The organism is Mesorhizobium sp. PUT5 (genome assembly GCF_052216645.1).
Classification (GTDB): domain Bacteria; phylum Pseudomonadota; class Alphaproteobacteria; order Rhizobiales; family Rhizobiaceae; genus Mesorhizobium.
This window is the reverse complement of sequence record NZ_JBQOSO010000003.1, coordinates 3,427,849-3,445,488: the sequence shown is the minus strand read 5'-3', so window position 1 is coordinate 3,445,488 and position 17,640 is coordinate 3,427,849. Positions and strand designations below refer to the sequence as shown.

General features: G+C 65.4%; 19 protein-coding genes. 12 read left to right on the top strand and 7 right to left on the bottom strand.

All coding sequences use genetic code 11. From position 1 onward, the window contains the following. Positions 1 to 35 precede the first annotated feature (35 nt). The 4 genes from ACTDI4_RS18430 (at position 36) to ACTDI4_RS18415 (ending at position 3,952) form a co-directional block, all read left to right on the top strand. Positions 36 to 1,406, top strand: a complete 1,371-nt coding sequence (locus ACTDI4_RS18430; RefSeq protein ID WP_442842520.1) for a formimidoylglutamate deiminase — start codon at positions 36 to 38, stop codon at positions 1,404 to 1,406. Then, positions 1,403 to 2,161, top strand: a complete 759-nt coding sequence (locus ACTDI4_RS18425) for a GntR family transcriptional regulator (RefSeq protein WP_442842519.1) — start codon at positions 1,403 to 1,405, stop codon at positions 2,159 to 2,161. The genes ACTDI4_RS18430 and ACTDI4_RS18425 overlap by 4 nt, the downstream gene beginning before the upstream one ends. A 112-nt stretch (positions 2,162 to 2,273) precedes the next feature. Beyond that, positions 2,274 to 3,377, top strand: coding sequence for a histidinol-phosphate transaminase (hisC, locus tag ACTDI4_RS18420; protein WP_442842518.1), 1,104 nt, complete (start codon positions 2,274 to 2,276; stop codon positions 3,375 to 3,377). A 29-nt stretch (positions 3,378 to 3,406) separates the two neighbouring features. Then, a complete protein-coding gene (locus tag ACTDI4_RS18415) occupies positions 3,407 to 3,952 on the top strand; it encodes a HutD/Ves family protein (RefSeq protein ID WP_442842517.1) in 546 nt (181 codons plus the stop codon). Between the two features lie 11 nt (positions 3,953 to 3,963). Here the strand turns inward: ACTDI4_RS18415 and ACTDI4_RS18410 are convergent, their stop codons facing one another. The 3 genes from ACTDI4_RS18410 to ACTDI4_RS18400 all read right to left on the bottom strand — a co-directional run bounded on the left by ACTDI4_RS18410 (position 3,964) and on the right by ACTDI4_RS18400 (position 6,940). Continuing rightward, on the bottom strand, positions 3,964 to 4,701 hold the full coding sequence (locus ACTDI4_RS18410) for a UTRA domain-containing protein (protein WP_442842516.1): 738 nt from the start codon (positions 4,699 to 4,701) through the stop codon (positions 3,964 to 3,966). Between the two features lie 172 nt (positions 4,702 to 4,873). Then, positions 4,874 to 6,487: a GMC family oxidoreductase gene (locus ACTDI4_RS18405; RefSeq protein ID WP_442842515.1), complete on the bottom strand. Its 1,614-nt coding sequence runs from the start codon at positions 6,485 to 6,487 to the stop codon at positions 4,874 to 4,876. Between the two features lie 3 nt (positions 6,488 to 6,490). Beyond that, entirely contained in the window at positions 6,491 to 6,940 is a 450-nt protein-coding gene (locus ACTDI4_RS18400; RefSeq protein ID WP_442842514.1) for a sugar dehydrogenase complex small subunit, read from the bottom strand. Positions 6,941 to 7,160: 220 nt separating this feature from the next. On the opposite strand from ACTDI4_RS18400, the gene ACTDI4_RS18395 reads away from it, so the two are divergent. The 5 genes from ACTDI4_RS18395 (at position 7,161) to ACTDI4_RS18375 (ending at position 11,737) form a co-directional block, all read left to right on the top strand. Continuing rightward, positions 7,161 to 8,072 (top strand): DMT family transporter, encoded by a 912-nt coding sequence (locus tag ACTDI4_RS18395; RefSeq protein ID WP_442842513.1) that lies wholly within the window; start codon positions 7,161 to 7,163, stop codon positions 8,070 to 8,072. Positions 8,073 to 8,287: 215 nt separating this feature from the next. Beyond that, positions 8,288 to 9,220, top strand: coding sequence for a metal ABC transporter substrate-binding protein (locus ACTDI4_RS18390; RefSeq protein ID WP_442842512.1), 933 nt, complete (start codon positions 8,288 to 8,290; stop codon positions 9,218 to 9,220). Further along, complete coding sequence (locus tag ACTDI4_RS18385; RefSeq protein ID WP_442842511.1) at positions 9,217 to 10,035, top strand: manganese/iron ABC transporter ATP-binding protein; 819 nt, start codon at positions 9,217 to 9,219, stop codon at positions 10,033 to 10,035. The genes ACTDI4_RS18390 and ACTDI4_RS18385 overlap by 4 nt, the downstream gene beginning before the upstream one ends. Beyond that, positions 10,032 to 10,892 (top strand): iron/manganese ABC transporter permease subunit SitC, encoded by an 861-nt coding sequence (gene sitC, locus ACTDI4_RS18380; protein ID WP_442842510.1) that lies wholly within the window; start codon positions 10,032 to 10,034, stop codon positions 10,890 to 10,892. Before ACTDI4_RS18385 ends, sitC begins: the two co-directional genes overlap by 4 nt. Further along, entirely contained in the window at positions 10,889 to 11,737 is an 849-nt protein-coding gene (locus tag ACTDI4_RS18375) for a metal ABC transporter permease (protein ID WP_442842509.1), read from the top strand. The genes sitC and ACTDI4_RS18375 overlap by 4 nt, the downstream gene beginning before the upstream one ends. Positions 11,738 to 11,749: 12 nt before the next feature. Here ACTDI4_RS18375 and ACTDI4_RS18370 read toward each other — a convergent pair whose 3' ends face one another. Beyond that, positions 11,750 to 12,256, bottom strand: coding sequence for a Fur family transcriptional regulator (locus ACTDI4_RS18370; protein WP_442842508.1), 507 nt, complete (start codon positions 12,254 to 12,256; stop codon positions 11,750 to 11,752). A 253-nt stretch (positions 12,257 to 12,509) separates the two neighbouring features. On the opposite strand from ACTDI4_RS18370, the gene ACTDI4_RS18365 reads away from it, so the two are divergent. Beyond that, the gene (locus tag ACTDI4_RS18365) at positions 12,510 to 12,974 is read left to right on the top strand and encodes a MucR family transcriptional regulator (protein WP_442843399.1); all 465 of its coding nucleotides are present in this window, start codon (positions 12,510 to 12,512) and stop codon (positions 12,972 to 12,974) included. An 84-nt stretch (positions 12,975 to 13,058) separates the two neighbouring features. Here the strand turns inward: ACTDI4_RS18365 and ACTDI4_RS18360 are convergent, their stop codons facing one another. Next, on the bottom strand, positions 13,059 to 13,502 hold the full coding sequence (locus ACTDI4_RS18360) for an SRPBCC family protein (protein WP_442842507.1): 444 nt from the start codon (positions 13,500 to 13,502) through the stop codon (positions 13,059 to 13,061). 94 nt (positions 13,503 to 13,596) lie between these two features. Here ACTDI4_RS18360 and ACTDI4_RS18355 point away from each other — a divergent pair, with 94 nt between their 5' ends. Then, positions 13,597 to 13,959 carry a hypothetical protein gene (locus ACTDI4_RS18355; RefSeq protein ID WP_442842506.1) on the top strand — a complete coding sequence of 121 codons (363 nt, stop codon included), beginning with the start codon at positions 13,597 to 13,599 and terminating at the stop codon, positions 13,957 to 13,959. Positions 13,960 to 14,105: 146 nt separating this feature from the next. On the opposite strand, the gene ACTDI4_RS18350 is transcribed toward ACTDI4_RS18355, so the two are convergent. Both ACTDI4_RS18350 and ACTDI4_RS18345 read right to left on the bottom strand, forming a co-directional pair. Then, on the bottom strand, positions 14,106 to 15,425 hold the full coding sequence (locus tag ACTDI4_RS18350; RefSeq protein WP_442842505.1) for an aspartate aminotransferase family protein: 1,320 nt from the start codon (positions 15,423 to 15,425) through the stop codon (positions 14,106 to 14,108). Positions 15,426 to 15,493: 68 nt separating this feature from the next. Then, complete coding sequence (locus ACTDI4_RS18345) at positions 15,494 to 16,267, bottom strand: GntR family transcriptional regulator (RefSeq protein WP_442842504.1); 774 nt, start codon at positions 16,265 to 16,267, stop codon at positions 15,494 to 15,496. A 389-nt stretch (positions 16,268 to 16,656) separates the two neighbouring features. On the opposite strand from ACTDI4_RS18345, the gene ACTDI4_RS18340 reads away from it, so the two are divergent. Then, a complete protein-coding gene (locus ACTDI4_RS18340; protein WP_442843398.1) occupies positions 16,657 to 17,625 on the top strand; it encodes an amino acid ABC transporter substrate-binding protein in 969 nt (322 codons plus the stop codon). The last annotated feature ends 15 nt before the right edge of the window (positions 17,626 to 17,640 follow it).

Here is a 17,640-nt window from a genome sequence, read left to right as displayed (position 1 = left end):
CCGCCCCGCGCCGAGCCGGCAAAAAGGAGATCGCCATGACAACACTTTGGGCGCAACACGCACTGTTGCCGGAAGGCTGGGCGGAAAACGTCCTTGTCGAGCTGGGCGCGGATGGTCGGATCGCGAAGGTCGAGCCCGGTGCCGGCGCGGGTCCGGGCGCCGAGCGGGTCGGCCTGCTGCTGCCTGCCATGGCGAACCTGCATTCCCATGCCTTCCAGCGCGCCATGGCCGGCCTCTCGGAGGCGCGGGGCCCGCAGCCCCGCGACACGTTCTGGACATGGCGCCAGATCATGTACCGTTTCCTCGACCATCTGACGCCGGATGACGCCGAGGCGATCGCGGCGCTGGTGCAGATGGAGATGCTGGAGGCCGGCTACGCCACCAATGTCGAGTTCCACTATCTGCACCACCGGCCCGGCGGGGCATTCTACGACAATATTGCCGAGATGTCCGAACGGATCGCCGCGGCTGCCGCCCGCACCGGCATCGGGCTGACGCTCCTGCCGGTGCATTATCAGTTCGGTGGCCTCGATCAGCGTCCGCTCGGCCCCGGCCAGCAGCGCTTCGGCACCACGCCGGATCAATTCGTGTCCCTGCTCGACGCCGCCGAGGCGGCGCTGCGCCGCCTGCCGGCCGATGCAGGGATCGGCGTTGCGCCGCATTCGCTGCGCGCGGTCAGTGCGGAGGCACTGACGCTCTGCGAAAACCTGCGTCCTGCACGGCCGCTGCATATGCATCTGGCCGAGCAGATTCCGGAGGTCGAGGAAGTGCAGGCCGCGCGCGGCCGTCGTCCCGTCGAATGGCTCCTGGACAATCACAATCCCGACCGGCGCTGGACGCTGATCCACCTCACCCACATGACCGAGGACGAAACCCGCCGCCTGGCGGCGACCGGTGCCGTTGCCGGCCTGTGCCCGATCACCGAATCGAGCCTCGGCGACGGCATATTCAACGGCACGATCTGGAAGGACGCGGGCGGTCGGCTCGGCTTCGGCTCCGACAGCAACATCCGCATCTCGCTGGTCGAGGAGCTGCGCACGCTGGAATACAGCCAGCGCCTGCGCGACACCGGGCGCGCCATCCTGGCCGAGCCGGGGCGTTCCACCGGCCGGGTGCTCTACGAGGCCGGGCTCGACGGCGGCGCCACCGCGGCGGGGCGCGACACGGGCGGCATTGCTGAAGGCTTGTGGGCCGATCTGTGCGCCGTTTCGCTGGACAATCCGGTGCTCTTCGGCCGCAAGGGCGACGAATTGCTCGACAGCCTCGTATTTGCCGGCGGCGACGGGCTGGTGCGCGACGTCTGGGCGGCGGGCCGCCATGTCGTGCGCGACGGGCGGCATCTTGACCACGAGCGGATCACCGCCGATTACCTGGCCTGTATCAGCAGACTGCAGGAGCGGATGTGACCGACAAGCAGGCCGGTCCCACCTCGCCCAAGGCGCAGAACATCGCCAACGAGGTGCGGCGCCGCATCGTGGAGCGCGAATGGCGCCAGGGCGACCGTATTCCGGACGAAGCCGACCTAGCGATCGAGTTCGACGCAGCGCGGGCGACCGTCAACAAGGCGCTGCAGCTTCTGGCCGACGAAGGCCTGCTGGACCGCCGCCGCCGGGCCGGCACGCGCGTGGCGGTCGATCCGGTCCGCAAGGCGACCTTCACCATCTCCATCATCCGCGAGCAGGTCGAGCAGGCCGGCATGGCCTACAGCCACCGCGTGGTGGCGCAGCAGCGCAGCCCGGTGCCGGCGGAGGCCGCCGCGCGGCTCGGTCTTCCGGAAGGCGAGGTCCTGGTTCACATGCGGGCCGTGCATTACGGCGACGGCCAGCCCTTCCAGTTCGAGGACCGCTGGATCAACCCGCGCGCCGCGCCGGGGCTGGAAAAGGCCGATTTCTGGCAATTGAACGCCAATGAATGGCTAGTGCGCAATGCCCCCTATCTGCGGGCCGAACTGGCCTTCTCGGCCGAGAACGCCAATCGGCGCGACGCGCGCCTGCTGCAGACCCGGCCGGGGCAGGCGCTGCTGATCATGCACCGCACCACCTGGAACGATCTGGGCCCCATCACCACCGTCAGGGTGGCATTCCAGCCGGGCCATCTCGTCGGTACCGGAAACGGCCAGAGCAAGGGCTACTGGCCCGTTCGACGCAACGACGGCGCCTGAAGCCCGCTGGCGCAGGCGCGGGCGAAACGACGAATCCTCTCCGACCTTCTTTACAAGTATATACATAATACCGTATTCTGCCGCTACATCACCGCCCGAGGAGAACCGCGAAGTGACCACGCATCCATCGCTGCTGCGCCCGGAACTGGCCGGCCTTGCACCCTACAATGCGGGCCTCACGGTCGAGGACGTCGCCCGGCGGCCCGGCGTGACCCGCGTCGCCAAGCTGGGCTCCAACGAGAATCCGCTCGGGCCGGACCCGGCGGTGCGGCAGGCTCTGGAAGCGGCCTTGCAGCGTATCGCCATCTATCCCGATCCTTCCGGCCGCGCGCTGCTGGCCGGGCTGGCATCCAGGCACGGCGTCGCGGCAGACCGGCTGGTGCTGGGCAACGGTTCGGAAGATCTTCTGGCCGTGCTTGCCCGCGCGGTGCTGCGCCCGGGCGACAGGGTGGTCACGCTCTATCCGTCCTTCCCGCTGCACGAGGACTATGCCCGGCTGATGGGGGCGGAAGTCACGCGCATCGGCCTGACGCCGGAGGGCCGTATCGACGTCGAGGCGCTGGTGCGGGCGGTGGCGCAGCCGGTGCGGCTGGTGCTCTTCGCCAACCCGATGAACCCGGCCGGCGTGTGGCTTTCGCCGCAGGAACTGGGTCGGGTGCTGGACGCCGTCCATCCCGAGGCGGTGACCTGTCTGGACGAGGCCTATCATGAATACGCCGAAGGCGAGGGATACGCCTCGGGCGAAGGACGGCTGGCGACGCATGGCCGGCCGCTGCTGATCCTGCGCACCTTCTCGAAGGCATGGGGGCTCGCCGGCCTGCGCGTCGGCTATGGATTGACCAACAGCGCCGAGCTGAAGCGCGGGCTCGATCTGGCGCGCACGCCCTTCAACGTGAACCTCATGGCGCAGGCGGCGGCGGAGGCAGCGCTTGCCCATCCGCAATCGGTGGCCGAGGCGGCGGCGCTGGTGCGGCGCGAACGGCCGCGCATGCAGGCTGCGATCGAGGCGCTGGGCTTGCGCGTGCTGCCGTCGAAGGGCAATTTCCTGTTCTTCGACGCCGCGCGGCCTTCTGTAGCGCTGGCCGAGGCGCTGCTGGACCAGGGCGTGATCGTCAAGCCGTGGAAGCAGCCGGGCTATGAAAGCTGGCTGCGCGTCTCGGTCGGCACCGAGGCGGACAACGACCAGTTTCTGGCAGCACTGGCTGCGTCGCTTTAGAGCCGGCCCATCTTCGGGAGTTCGAAGGCATGACCACAAACGGAATCTTCCGGCGCGCAGACCGGGTATTCCGCCCCTGGAAGAATGGCGGCGGAGAGACGGCCGAGATCGTGGTTTCTCCGCCGGGCGCGGATTTCGACAATTTCGACTGGCGCATCAGCACGGCGATTGTCGCCGCCTCCGGCCCGTTCTCCGCCTTTCCGGGCGTCGACCGGGTGCTGACGGTGCTGGAGGGCGGCGCAATGCGCTTGTCCGTCGGCGGCCGGGAGCAAGATCTCGATGCGGCCGGTGAGCCCTGCTCCTTTGCCGGCGACATTCCTACTGCCGCGCTGTTGCAGGGCGAGGCGCTGCTCGACTTCAACGTGATGGTGCGCCGCCCGCTGCGGGCGCAGGTGGTGCGGGGTCCGCTCGATCCAGGCAACCGGGACACAAGCGAGCGGGCGCGGCTCGCCCTGCTGCTGGAGGACCGGGGCGGGCTTGCGCGGCTCGACCTTGTCGACCTTCGGGTCGCCGCGCCTTCGCTCGTCGCCACGCTTGCCGGAGCTTGCGTGCTGGATGTGCGCATATCCGGCTGAGCCGGCGCGGATCAGCCGGCGGTGCGCGGCTCGAAGCGGGCCAGCAACTCGTGGCGATCGCCAGGATAGGTCTGGCGCGCCAGCGTCACCCACATGCCGGAAATCTCCGTCCGGCGCGTGACCTCCAGGCAGGCGTCGCCGGCCTGCAGGCCCAGATCATGCGCCACCGCGCTGTCGGCGCCGACCGCACGGATGCGGTGCTCGGCCGAGCTCCAGGGGATCTCCTGCAACAGCCATTGGCCCGGCGCGATCGTTAAAAAATCCTGCTGGAGCGCGGCGGGAGCCGCCTCCGGGTTGATGATCCGCTCCTCGCGGCAGAAGGGCTGCGCATCCGCGAAATGCACGCCCAGAAGATGGAGGACCTGTTGCCGGCCCTGCGCGATGCGCGCTTCAGCGATTTCCCCGGGCTCGGCCAGGCGCAGCTTGCGCTCACGCAGCACGAAGCGGTGCGCCTGGCCCAGGGCACCCACCTCGGCTGCGATGTCGGCGATTTCCATCACCGCCGCCTGCGCATGCGGACGGGCGACGAAGGTGCCCAGCTTGCGGCGGCGTACGAGGAAGCCTTCCCGCGTCAGTTGCGTCAGAACCTTGTTCATGGTCATGCGCGACACCCGGTGGGCGTCGGCCAGGTCGGTCTCGAAGGGAATCTGATATCCCGGCGGCCAGCGCTGCGAGACGATGAAGCTGCGGAATTCGCTCAGGAGCTGCTCATGCAGCGTGCGGTTCGCGCGCGGTTTCGTCCCTGCCATCTGCCTTCCCGTTTCCATGCCCGATGCGGCGAACCCGCCGGCGCCGGCAGCCTCCGGCGTTGCGGCGCCTCGGCACGCTCGGCCAGGATGTACCGCCAGGGTATAGGCATTCGCTGCCCGCCTGTCCAAGCTGACGGGAAGGGCGGCGGGCAGGTCCGGGACGGAGCGCCCGTCACCCAAGTTGCCGCTTGATGGCCTGGCTGGCGCGCAGCGAAAGTGCCGCGATCGTCAGGGTCGGGTTGGCGGTGGCCGATGTCGGGAACACGCTCGAGCCGACGATGAAGAGGTTGTGATGGTCGTGGCTTCGGAGATCCTCGTCCACGACCGAGCTTTTCGGGTCCGCTCCCATCTTCGCCGTGCCGATGATGTGGCCGGCACCTTCGGCGGATGGCGAATGGTGGACGCCGGAAGTGCCGAGCTTGTCGAAAATCTCCTGATGCGCCTTCGTCGCTTCGGCCAGACCCGCCTTCACATAGTCGTCGAGCCTGTAGACGATTTTCGGCAGCGGCACGCCGTAGCGGTCCTTTTCCGATTCGTGCAGCATGATGCGGTTTTCCGGATCGGGAAGCTGCTCGATGAGCGAGGCCAGGCGCACATGCCGCGACGTGCCGTCTCGCAGCGCCCTGTCCAGCGCCTGACCGCGCAGGCCCTGCTTCACCAGTTCGGCGGCCGATGTCACCGGCGCGCCGGTCGGCCAGGAATGGCCGTCATTGCCGATCTCGATGCGGAACGCGCCGCGATCGCTGCGGAACGCTCCGTCGCCGAGGTTCTCGATGCCGGAGGTCGACAACGGTCCGCGATATGGCCAGACAGGCTCGTTGGCCGACGCCCAACTGAGCTGGGTGGGGTGGTCCATCAGGTTGCGCCCCACCTGGCCGGACGAGTTGGCGACGCCGTCCGGGGTGCGCTCCGAGACCGAAGCGAGCAGCAGGCGCGGCGTTTCGATGGCGTGCGCGGCGATGACGAACAGCTTGCCGGTGGCGCGGCCAGTGCTGCCGTCGCGGCGCATGAACCGCACGGCCGTCACCGTGCCGTCGGGGCCGGTCTCCACGAAGGTCGCCGTGGTGGCGGCGTGGACCGCCGCGCCCTTCGACCTCGCCCGCTCGAGATGCACGGTCGCGTCGTATTTCGCCTGCACCGGACAGACCGGGATGCAGCTTGCGCTGCCGCAGCAGGAGGGGCGCTCGTCCCGCTCCACCGAGTTGCGGGCCTGCGGCGTCGAGGAGACGTGGTAGGCGGTTCCGGCGAGCTTGCGCGCAAACATCTTGTCGAGATAGGTCTGCGGAATGGCCGGCATGGGGTAGGGGGCCGAGCGCGTCGCCGCCGGCGGGGAACCCGGCTCGCCGGAAACGCCCAGTTCCTGCTCGGCCTCGACGTAGAAAGGCTCGATCTCGTCGTAGCCAACCGGCCAGTCGCTGCCGCGGCCATAGAGGCTGGAAAGCCGGAAATCGTTCGGCGACATGCGGATCGCCGTGCCGAGCCAGTGCCAGGTGGTGCCGCCGACCGCCTTGATATAGGTGCTGCGGAACTTGTCAGGTCCCGTCTGGCGATACCAGTAGTCCGGATTCCAGGCCAGCGGATGGTCGGCTTCCGGCCCGACGGGATAGGCTGATTCCGGCGTCTTTATCAGCGCGCCCTGGAAGCGTTCCACGGCCTGCGACCTGTCCACCTCGTCGCCCGCTTCGAGAATGACGACCTTCACGCCCGCGTCCGCCAGGCGATGGGCGATCAATGCCCCGGCAACGCCCGAGCCGACGATGACGACATCTGCCTCAAGATCGGCCATGGCTCAGTCCTCGCTCGGGGGCAGGGCCCAATAGCCCGTTTCGCCGCCGCACCACCCTTGCGGCTTGGTGTAGTCGAGCGCCCTCCAGATGAGCGCATCGGTATAGGCGACGACTTCCTCGCCCGCCGGGGTCTGCTGCACGCCGGAATACCAGTCGGTGACAATCTGCTGGTCCAGGGTGGGGTCTGCGGCGCCCTGCGCCAGCGCAGCCAGGGCATCCGCCTTTCCGGAGGCCAGCAGGTTGGAGAGGAACGTTTCGGCGATGTCCGTGTCGAGCCCGCCGGCGTCCGTTTCCAGCAGCCTGGCGGAAAGCGCGACGAAATCCGCCACGTTCATCGGGGCCGCTTGCGCAAATTGCGGGCCACACACCAGGGCCAGCGCCGTTCCGCCGCCGAGCGCCAGCAGCTTTCGCCGGCTCAGGTTCATGGGTGCGTCCGTGCCCGGCTCTGTCATGTCGTTGCTACTCCTGCCTTCGCTGCGACCCGGAAAGTCATCGCAGCGATGTGTTTCGTCATCCTTAAGAAATCGCATTTTGCCGATTGCGCGACGGGTCGGACCTTGCGCGTGCATGGAAGATCACCTTCAAATCCAGGTTGAGCGGAAACGTTCCCCGGAATAAGGGGATGCGAGCCGCCGCGCCGGCCGAATCGTCTCTGCAAGGACCCCCATTCCAATGGCCGTCTCGATCGAGGACACTTCCCCCGCAAACCGGGCCCTGTGGCCTGCTTTCGCCGCGCTCGTGGTCGGTGCGGTTGCCATGGGCAGTTCGCCGATCTTCGTGCGGCTTTCCGACGTCGGCCCGTTCGCCAGCGCGTTCTTCCGCGTTTTCCTCGCCTTGCCGATCCTCTATGCCTGGATGCGCGTCGAACAGGCGCGGGGCGGGGCCGACCGGCCGGCAAGGCGCTTTTCTCCGGCGGTGATCGCCACCGGCCTCGCCTTCACCGCGGACCTGATCTTCTGGCACCTGGCCATTCTCAACACCAGCGTGGCCAACTCCACCTTCTTCGCCACGACCGCCCCGATCTGGGTCGGGCTGATAGGCTGGCTGGCGCTCGGCCGCCGCGTCGCGCCGATGACGATCGCGGGCCTGCTTCTGTGCCTTGCCGGGGGCGCCTCGCTGGTCTGGCAATCGCTCGCGCTTTCGCCCGGCCATCTGATCGGCGATCTTTATGCCGCGGCCGCCGGAATGTGCTTCGGCATCTATTTCCTGACGGTGGAGTGGGCGCGCCGCACCGAGGGTGCCGCTGCGATCACTTTCCAGATGAGCCTGATTACCGCAGGCCTGCTCGCCGTCGTCGCGGTCTGCGCGCATCTGTTCTACGGTCAGCGCCTGTTGCCGTCGGATGCTTCCGGCTGGGTGGTGCTGCTATGCCTGGCAGCGATCAGCCATGCTGGCGGCCAGGGCCTGCTCTCCTACGCACTCGGCACGCTGCCCTCGATGTTCTCCTCGCTGGTGATCTTCCTTGAGGCGGTCGCGGCCGCGGCGCTCGCCTGGGTGGTCCTGGGCGAGGCGGTCACGTCGGTTCAGGTGCTCGGGGGCCTCGCCATCCTGTTCGGCATCTGGCTTGCGCGCCCGCGCGCCTGAGGCCGCCGACGGAAAGCCAACGTCCTTCCCTACAGACACGGCTTTGATGCCTCCACCCTCGATGGCCTCGCCGATCCCATCGAGGCGATGACGGCCGCCGTCGGCGGATCGACGGTTGCAAAGAGGCCGGCAGAGATTCTTGTTGCAAACAATTCGCATTTGCATCAAAGAGCAGATGCAAATGAGATTGAGTTGCAACAAGGAGATGCATAGGCATGCGCGACGTAGCAAGACGGTCGATCCTGGCGGCAACGATGGGGATGGCGCTCGCGGCCGCCCTGTCGATCATGCCGGCGGCGGCCGGGGACGGGACGGGCCCCAAGTTCAAGGCGGTGACTACCTTCACCGTCATCGCCGACATGGCCAGGAACGTCGCCGGCGACGCGGCGGTGGTGGAATCGATCACCAAGCCGGGTGCGGACATCCACATCTATGCGCCGACGCCGGGCGACATCCAGCGGGCACAGGGCGCCAAGCTCATCCTGTGGAACGGGCTCAATCTCGAGCTCTGGTTCGAGAAATTCTTCCAGAGCCTGGAGGATGTGCCCGCCGCCGTCGTCTCGGAAGGCGTGGAGCCGATGGGGATCACGGAAGGTCCCTATGCCGGCAAGCCCAATCCGCATGCCTGGATGTCGCCGAAGAACGCGCTGATCTATGTCGACAACATCCGCGACGCCTTTGTCGAGCACGACCCGGCGAATGCCGCGACATACCGGGCCAATGCGGAAAGCTACAAGCGCGAGATCGAGGCGATGGTCGCGCCGATCCGCGAAAAGCTCGACCGGATTCCCGGGGACAAGCGCTGGCTGGTGTCGAGCGAAGGCGCCTTTTCCTATCTCGCCCGCGATTTCGGCCTGAAGGAGCTTTATCTGTGGCCGATCAATGCCGACCAGCAGGGCACGCCCCAGCAGGTGCGCAAGGTGATCGACGCGGTCAAGGCCGACGGGATTCCCACCGTGTTCAGCGAAAGCACGGTATCCGACAAGCCGGCCCGGCAGGTGGCGCGCGAGACCGGCGCGCATTATGGCGGCGTGCTCTATGTCGACTCGCTCAGCGAGGCGGACGGGCCGGTGCCGACCTATATCGACCTTTTGCGCGTCACCTCCGACACGGTCGAGAAGGGCCTTGCCGGAGGCCTGTCGCAGTGAACGCCGCCGCTCCGCATCCTGCCTGTCCATCGTCGGATGCGGGCATCGCGGTGGTGAACGCCACCGTAACCTACCGCAACGGCCATACGGCGCTTCGCAACGCCAGCTTCGTGGTCCCGACCGGCACGATCACGGCGCTGGTCGGCGTCAACGGCTCCGGCAAATCGACCCTGTTCAAGGCGATCATGGGCTTCGTGCGGCTGGCCGGAGGCAGCATCCGCGTGCTCGGCATGCCGGTTGCCGATGCGCTCGGCAAGAACCTCGTGGCCTATGTGCCGCAAGCGGAGGAGGTCGACTGGAACTTCCCCGTTCTGGTCGAGGACGTGGTCATGATGGGCCGCTACGGCCATATGGGCATGATGCGCATCGCCCGGGCGGCCGACCGTGAGGCCGTTTCGGCCGCACTCGCCCGCGTCGACATGAGCGACTATCGAAAGCGCCAGATCGGCGAGCTTTCCGGCGGCCAGAAGAAGCGCGTCTTCCTGGCGCGCGCGCTGGCGCAGGACAGCCGCGTCATCCTGCTCGACGAGCCGTTCACCGGCGTCGATGTCAAGACGGAAGATGCCATCATCGGCCTGCTGCGCGCGTTGCGGGACGAGGGCCGCGTGATGCTGGTCTCCACCCATAATCTCGGCAGCGTGCCTGAATTCTGCGACCGCACCGTGCTGGTGAAGAACACCGTGCTGGCCCACGGGCCGACGGAGGAGACCTTCACCCAGGCCAATCTGGAAAGGGCCTTCGGCGGCGTGCTGCGCCATTTCGTGCTTGGCGAAAACGGCTTCATGCAGCAGGAACTGCGGGAGGCCGGCGAATGATCGGGCTGCTTTCCGAGCCGTTCACCTACCAGTACATGCTGAACGCCATGTGGGTGTCGGCGCTGGTTGGCGGCGTGTGCGCCTTCCTGTCCTGCTACCTGATGCTGAAGGGCTGGTCGCTGATCGGCGACGCGCTTTCGCATTCGATCGTGCCGGGCGTGGCGGGCGCCTACATGCTGGGCCTGCCCTTCTCCATCGGCGCCTTCTTCTCGGGCGGACTGGCGGCGGCGGCGATGCTGTTCCTCAACCAGCGCACCAGGCTGAAGGAAGATGCCATCATCGGGCTGATCTTCTCATTCTTCTTCGGGCTGGGCCTGTTCATGGTGTCGCTGTCGCCCACCTCGGTGAACATCCAGACCATCGTACTGGGCAACGTCCTGGCAATCACGCCGCAGGACACGCTGCAACTCGCCGTCATCGGCTTCGTGTCGCTGGCCATCCTTCTGGTGAAGTGGAAGGACCTGATGGTCACCTTCTTCGACGAGAGCCACGCGCGCAGCATCGGCCTCAACCCGGCAGCGCTCAAAGTCATGTTCTTCACGCTGCTTTCGGCCTCGACGGTTGCCGCGCTCCAGACGGTCGGGGCCTTCCTCGTCATCTGCATGGTGGTCACGCCGGGCGCCACGGCCTATCTGCTGACCGACCGTTTCCCGCGCCTGCTATCGATCGCCGTCGTCATCGGTGCCGTCACCAGTTTCGCCGGCGCCTATGCCAGCTATTTCCTCGATGGCGCCACCGGCGGCATCATCGTCGTGCTGCAGACGCTGGCCTTCCTCGCCGCCTTCTTCCTCGCGCCCAAGCACGGCCTGCTGGCGGCGCGCCGCCGCGCCGCGCAGGCATTGGAGTCCGCGCCATGAGCCTCGCTGAAACCCTGCTTGCGCCGTTCCAGTTCGGCTTCATGGTCAATGCGCTCATCATCTCGGTGCTGGTCGCGGTTCCCACCGCGCTGCTCTCCTGCTTCCTCGTGCTCAAGGGCTGGTCGCTGATGGGCGACGCCATCAGCCACGCCGTCTTTCCCGGCGTCGTGCTCGCCTACATCATCGGCATTCCCTATGCGGTCGGGGCCTTCGCCGCCGGCATGGTGTGCGCCGTCGCCACCGGCTTCCTGAAGGAAAACAGCCGCATCAAGCAGGACACGGTGATGGGCATCGTCTTTTCCGGCATGTTCGGCCTCGGCCTCGTGCTTTACGTCAAGATCCAGTCCGACGTGCATCTGGATCACATCCTGTTCGGCGACATGCTGGGCATCGGCCTTCGCGACATTGCCGAGACCGCAGCGATCGCGGCCGTCACGGCCGGCATACTCGGCCTCAAATGGCGGGATTTCCTGCTGTACGCCTTCGATCCGGCGCAGGCGCGGGCGGTCGGGCTACGGGTCGATCTGCTGCATTACGGGCTGCTTTGCCTGATCTCTCTGACCATCGTCGGTGCGCTGAAGGCGGTAGGCATCATCCTGGCCATCGCCATGCTGATCGCGCCGGGCGCCATCGCCTTCCTGCTGACGAGGAGGTTCAGTGCCATGCTGGCCGTGTCGGTCGTGGTCGCCGTCGCCGCTTCCTTCCTCGGCGTCTACCTGTCCTTCTTCATCGACAGCGCGCCGGCGCCCACGATCGTGCTGCTGCTGGCGGCGGCCTTCGCCGTCGCCTTTCTCGTGGCGACGAGACGGGCCGCGCGAACGGAAGCGGGGTGCGCCGGTGGCTGACCGCGGCCTGCCTCACGCCCCCGAGCGGTCGCGGCCCTTTTGCTTCTTCAAGGGGCGCACATAGATCTCGAGCTTATGGCTGACGATGGCGAAGCCGTGCCGGCGGGCGATCTCTTCCTGCAGCCGCTCGATCTCCTGCGACTGGAATTCGATGACGTCGCCCGTTTCCACGTTGATCAGATGGTCGTGATGCTCGCGCGGCGCGGCTTCGTAGCGCGCCCGGCCGTCACCGAAGGTGTGGCGCTCCAGCACGCCCTTGTCGCGCAGGAGATTGACGGTGCGATAGACGGTCGCGAGCGAAATCGTCGGCTCTATCGCGGTCACGCGGCGATGCAGCTCGACCGCATCGGGATGATCGCTCGAATCGAACAGAACCTGCATGATGATGCGGCGGGGGCTGGTGAGCCTCAGCCCGAACTCCTTGCAAAGGGCTGCAATGCTGCGTTCCAATCTGGCGATACTCCAGCTATCCTCCGGCACCTGCTGAAGCTCGGCACGCAGGCTTCGGGAAAGCTGCATTCCTATCCTACCTGCGTCGCATGTGCAAAAGGACGTTGCGCCGCGTGCCGGCCGGCCCCGACCGACCCCGGGGTGGCGTGCCGGCGCGGCCGATGTGGCGCGCGACGGCATCCGGCTGGTGCCAGGGGCGCCGGCCAAAACTTCCTGCGCCGGCGGCAGAAGAGGCGTGTACATGGCCAAGTCAATCTTGCCGGCCGCCGAAATAAATTCTATCAGGCCCGCGGGGCCGGCTTTTCAATTCTGGAAAATCACGATGAACGATCACGAAAACAAGAACGAAACACTTTTGGAACTGACGGCGGACGTGGTTTCTGCCTATGTGTCCAACAATCCTGTCCCCGCTGGAGAATTGGCGTCTCTTATAGCCAGCGTCAATGCCGCGCTCGCGCAACTGGGGAGTGTAGCCGAAGCCGAAGCCCCTTCGCAGGCCCCTGCCGTCAATCCGAAGCGTTCCGTACACGGCGACTACATCGTTTGCCTGGAGGACGGGCAAAAGTTCAAGTCGCTCAAGCGGCACCTCGCTTCGCATCACGGCCTCTCGCCCGAAGAGTATCGCGCCAAGTGGGGGCTGCCGGCCGATTATCCAATGGCGGCGCCAAACTATGCCGCGGCGCGTTCGGAACTGGCCAAAAAGATGGGCCTCGGCCGCAAGCCCGCCACTCAGCAGGAGCCCGAGGCCCCTCCCGCAAAGCGCGGCCGCAAGCCGAAAGCGGCGTGAGACTGCAATACGCACCCGCCCGGTTCCGGCCGCGCGGGTGCCCGCCTTCGGCCGGAGCCGTTCTTTCCCGCGGCGCCCGCTGCCCTATTGATTGATCTCGGGCTCGACGAGCCTTGCGAGGTTTCGCAGCGACTCCTGCCAGCCGAGATAACAGGCTTCGGGCGGGATCAAATCCGGAATACCGGCCTGTTCGATTTCGATCTCCGTGCCGACCGAGACCTTCGTCAAGGCCACGGTAACCTGCATCTGGCCCGGAAGGTTGGGATCGTCGAATTTGTCCGTATAGCGCAGCCGTTTTCCAGGCACGAGTTCGACATACTCTCCGCCGAACGCGTGGCTGTTGCCGGTTGTGAAGTTCCGGAAGGACATCCTGAACGTGCCGCCGGCTTTCGGCTCCAGATGGTGCACGGTGCAGGCAAAGCCGTTGGGCGGAAGCCATTTGGCGAGCGCGTCAGCCTCGATGAAGGCACGATAGACTTTCTCCGGGCTGGTTGCCAGAACGCGATGCAGGCGGATCGTATTGGGCATGTCGCTTGTCCTTTCGACTGACGGAACCGGATTCCGGCCCTTGCGCGGGATGGTGCCTCACAAAAGCCGATCCTTGCTTTGAGGACGAGTGAGCATGCGCCATTCCTACACCCGGGTCATCGCTTTCCCATCTTCCAGGCCGAAAAATGCCCGTCCGATCCTTTTGGCTTTCGCAGGATCCGGCGCCGGATCCGCCGAACGCTTGAGGGCGGGCCGGCCCGGTGGTTGTGCGCGACACATAAAAATGAGAGGGTTGGCGATGTTTCGCAATCCGAAAAGCCCGCGTGAGCGCGCCGCGCGCGCCCTGTGCCGTTTCCAGGTGTTGCCCGAAAACACCATGCACGACGGCAAGCCGATGTGGATGAGCTACCTGGAAGAGGTGGACACCGTGCTTGCGGCGGCGTTGACGGCGGAAGAATGGGAGAGGATCAGGGCGGAAGGGCCGGCGGAGAGATGATGGAGTGACGCCCGGGGGGCCAAGGCAGGAATGAAGCAGCCCGCCCGGTTTCGCCTGGCGGGCTTTTTGTCGGGCCGGCTTCGTATAGCTGGACATGCCGCGGCCAGGGTGGCTCCAGCGGTTCCGGAGCCACCTTGGCGGCCGTGTCAGGCTGCGGACGAGAGCAGCGCCTTATGAACGGTGGCGAACTCTTCCACGGCGGCGACGAACTGATCGGCGTGTTCGTCGGTGACGACCAGCGACAGGTTGATCATGCCGCGGCGCGCGCAGTAGAAGCCCTTCTCCAGCATGTCGAAGAAGAAAAGATCGCGGATTTCCGGGCGGCCGAGCCTGGTATCCTCCACGCTCTCGACCTTGGCGTCGGTCGGGTGAACGTTCATCATGGAGCCGCGCCCGGTGAAGCTGATCGCCAGGCCGCGTTCGGCGAACAGGGCATTCAGCCGTTTGCGCAGCTTCTCCCCGCGCCCGTTGAGTTCCGCGACAGCCTGAGGCGTGTAGATCCGGGTCATGGCCGCGAGACCGGCAGACATGGTCAGCACGTTGTTGTTGAACGTGCCGGCATGGGGCATGGAATCGGGCTGGCGCGGATCCAGATGCCGCATGATCCTTTCCGTGCCGCCGAAGGCGCCGAAGCTCATGCCGCCCCCGACATATTTGCCGAGCGTAGTCATATCGGGGGTTATTCCCACTTCCCCCTGAAGACCTCCGACGCCGAGGCGCGAGGTCATGACCTCGTCGAATATCAAGGTGATGCCATGTTGCGCGGTAACCTCGCGAAGCATGGTCAGGAACTCCTCGGAAGCGGGGATGCAGCCGGCACCGCCCTGCATGGGTTCGAGAATAACCACGCCGAGGGCCGGGGCGTTGTCCTCGATCAATTGCCTTGTGCCGTCGACGTCGTTGTAGCGGCCCAGAATGAAGTCGAACGGGGCGTTGATCCTGTTGTGGCCGCTATGGAAGGTGAACACGCCGCCATGGTAGCCGCCGTTGAAAGCCAGCACCTTGCGCCGCTTGCTGATGGCGAGCGCGGTGCTGATCGCCATCAGATTGGCTTCCGTGCCCGAATTGGTGAAGCGGATCAGGTCGATCGACTTGAAACGGCGGCACAAGGTTTCCGCGAATTCGGCTTCGACGAGGCCGTGCCCGCCGAAATTGACCCCGTTGTCCAGCGCATGATTCAGCGCCTCGCGGATGACGGGGTGGGAATGCCCGTAGAGACCGGCGGTGAACTCGCCGAGCAGGTCGAGATATTCGTGGCCGTCCACATCCCAGATATTGGGCCCTTCGCCGCGCGCGATGGCGAGCGGGAAGGGGGCGTAAAACAGGCTTGTGCGGGTGTTGCCGCCCGGCATCGAGCGCGCCGCCTTTTCATGGGCCTCCGCGCTCTTAGGGTTTCGCTTCAGGAAGCGGGATTTGGCTTCCTGAAGCGCGGTGTCGATTTGGATGTTGCTGGTATTAGCGGACATTGTGCTGCCTGTTCTGCATGGTGCGAGCGGGGATCGTCTTGTTTTTGGGTTAGATTATCTATCAATAATTATTTAAACATCTTGTCTTCAATGACATAGTTCATTGCAGATTCGATATCTTCATGGACGGCCAGCTTGGCGGCCTGCCCGTCCCGCCGTTGAACGGCCTCCAGGATGCGCGCGTGGATCTCGTTGCCGCGCCAGTTCGACGTGCGCTGGTGCAGGATATGCAGGAAAGGCCCGGTCCGAACCCAAAGGGATTCGATTATGTTGGTCAGGGTCTGGGATCGGGCGGATTCATAGATCGTGAAATGGAAGTTGCGGTTGATGGCCAGATAGCGCCCCGCATATTCGTCCGTATAAGGCTTCTCCGACAATTGGCACATGTCCCGATGCATGAGGGTCAGATCGGCTATCGCCTCGTCCGAGATGATGGGCACCCCGGCTTCGGTGGCGGACGACTCGATCAGAAGCCGGGCCCTGATCAGATCGCGATAGCGCTCCGCGTCGAGCAGCGGCACGCGCAGGCGGCGGTTTTCCAGCAGTTCGAGCGCCCCGATCTCCACGAGCCTGCTGACGGCCTCGCGCACCGGCATTGTGCTGGTGCCGAGCGCGACGGCCACGGAACGCAGGGAAAAGCGCTGGCCGGGCGCGAAGGCGCCTGAGGATATGGCCTTGTAGAGCGAGTTGTAGATCTGGTCCTGAAGGGACAGACGCGTCACGCTGGCAAGCCCGGCCAGGACGGATGGAACTTCCCGGAACTGCAAGGCCGCGAGCGTCGACTCCCCAGAGCCTGTCATTGCCCCTTCCTCGGCGGTATCCCGCGTCAGCTTCGGCGCCACGTGTGACATCCTCTCGATTGCTAATTGGATAATGTGATCACATGTTACATCTTTCTTTGTTTTATGGCAATCTGCAAAATTGGCATCCTAGATTTACAAAAAGCTCATATAAATCAGTATGATATTGAGAAAAACATGAAAGTTTTCCCGTCTTCGTGACCAAAATGACAAGCCATATTGTATTCGATAAATATTTGTGATTTTTAATATCGTGCTCCGAAATCGGTTGGGGGCTCCCTTTCAGGAGGCAGTCCTGCAAGGATCGGCGATGGGCCGGGCCTCTGTGCCCCGGCAGGTCAAGACAGCGGGAGGCGTAGGTGAGATTGCGTAAGAAGCAGAATCGGAATGGCTGGCTTGTGGGCCTTCTTGGCGGGGCGGCCGTCCTGGCGATGGGCCATGGCGCTTCGGCGGATATGCTGGAGGATGTCCAGAAGGCTGGCGAGCTGAAGTGCGGTGTTTCCGATCAACTGGCGGGCTTCTCGTTCCTGGACGACAAGGGTGCCTGGACCGGGTTCGATGTCGACTATTGCCATGCGTTCGCGGCCGCGATTTCCGGAAAGCCGGATGCGGTCAAGATCATTCCCTTGGCGTTCAATCAGTCGTTCACTGCGCTGCAGTCGGGCGAGGTGGACGTTCTTTCGCGCAGCGTGACTTATACGCTCTCGCGCGACACGCAGCTCAAGCTGGATTTCATTCCGCCGAATTTCTACACCGGCCAGAGCTTCATGGCGCATGCCGAGCTCGGGGCGAAGAGCGTAACGGATCTGGACGGTGCGTCCGTCTGCGTCCTGGCGGGCAGCGTGACCGAGCGCTATGTCGCCGACTATTTCCGCGCCCGCAATATGAAGTTCACGCCGGTCGCGGTCGAACAGGAGTCGCAGGTGCCCTCCGTCTACGAGAGCGGCCGCTGCGATGTCATGACCCATGAGACCCCCTCGCTGGCGATCGCGCGCCGGGGCTTCAAGGATCCCGATGCCCATGTGATCCTGCCGGAAGTGATTGCCAAGTCGTACGAGGCGCCGCTCTACCGCGAAGGCGATGCCCGTTGGGGCGACGTCATTCGCTGGACGCATTTTGCCCTGGTAACGGCCGAGGAACTGGGCGTCACCCGCGACAATGTCGAGGAAAGCCTGAAGTCGGATGATCCGGTCGTGCGCACGTTCCTCGGAGTGGACGGCGATCTGGGCGAGAAGATGGGGCTTGCAAACGACTGGGTGGTGAACGTCATCAAGGCTGTCGGCAATTATGGCGAGATCTATGATCGCCATCTGGGTGACGGTTCTGTGCTCAAGATCCCGCGCGGAATGAACGACCTCTACGAACGCGGCGGGCTGCTGTTCGCGCCGTCCTGGCGTTGATCCTGGCCGAGGGCG

Coding starts and splice junctions, on each gene's coding strand:
- ACTDI4_RS18430 (WP_442842520.1), top strand. CDS start 36: ATGACAACACTTTGGGCGCAACACGCACTGTTGCCGGAAGGCTGGGCG.
- ACTDI4_RS18415 (WP_442842517.1), top strand. CDS start 3,407: ATGACCACAAACGGAATCTTCCGGCGCGCAGACCGGGTATTCCGCCCC.
- ACTDI4_RS18410 (WP_442842516.1), bottom strand. CDS start 4,701: ATGGCAGGGACGAAACCGCGCGCGAACCGCACGCTGCATGAGCAGCTC.
- ACTDI4_RS18405 (WP_442842515.1), bottom strand. CDS start 6,487: ATGGCCGATCTTGAGGCAGATGTCGTCATCGTCGGCTCGGGCGTTGCC.
- ACTDI4_RS18400 (WP_442842514.1), bottom strand. CDS start 6,940: ATGACAGAGCCGGGCACGGACGCACCCATGAACCTGAGCCGGCGAAAG.
- ACTDI4_RS18395 (WP_442842513.1), top strand. CDS start 7,161: ATGGCCGTCTCGATCGAGGACACTTCCCCCGCAAACCGGGCCCTGTGG.
- ACTDI4_RS18390 (WP_442842512.1), top strand. CDS start 8,288: ATGCGCGACGTAGCAAGACGGTCGATCCTGGCGGCAACGATGGGGATG.
- sitC (WP_442842510.1), top strand. CDS start 10,032: ATGATCGGGCTGCTTTCCGAGCCGTTCACCTACCAGTACATGCTGAAC.
- ACTDI4_RS18375 (WP_442842509.1), top strand. CDS start 10,889: ATGAGCCTCGCTGAAACCCTGCTTGCGCCGTTCCAGTTCGGCTTCATG.
- ACTDI4_RS18370 (WP_442842508.1), bottom strand. CDS start 12,256: ATGCAGCTTTCCCGAAGCCTGCGTGCCGAGCTTCAGCAGGTGCCGGAG.
- ACTDI4_RS18365 (WP_442843399.1), top strand. CDS start 12,510: ATGAACGATCACGAAAACAAGAACGAAACACTTTTGGAACTGACGGCG.
- ACTDI4_RS18360 (WP_442842507.1), bottom strand. CDS start 13,502: ATGCCCAATACGATCCGCCTGCATCGCGTTCTGGCAACCAGCCCGGAG.
- ACTDI4_RS18355 (WP_442842506.1), top strand. CDS start 13,597: ATGCGCCATTCCTACACCCGGGTCATCGCTTTCCCATCTTCCAGGCCG.
- ACTDI4_RS18350 (WP_442842505.1), bottom strand. CDS start 15,425: ATGTCCGCTAATACCAGCAACATCCAAATCGACACCGCGCTTCAGGAA.
- ACTDI4_RS18340 (WP_442843398.1), top strand. CDS start 16,657: ATGGGCCATGGCGCTTCGGCGGATATGCTGGAGGATGTCCAGAAGGCT.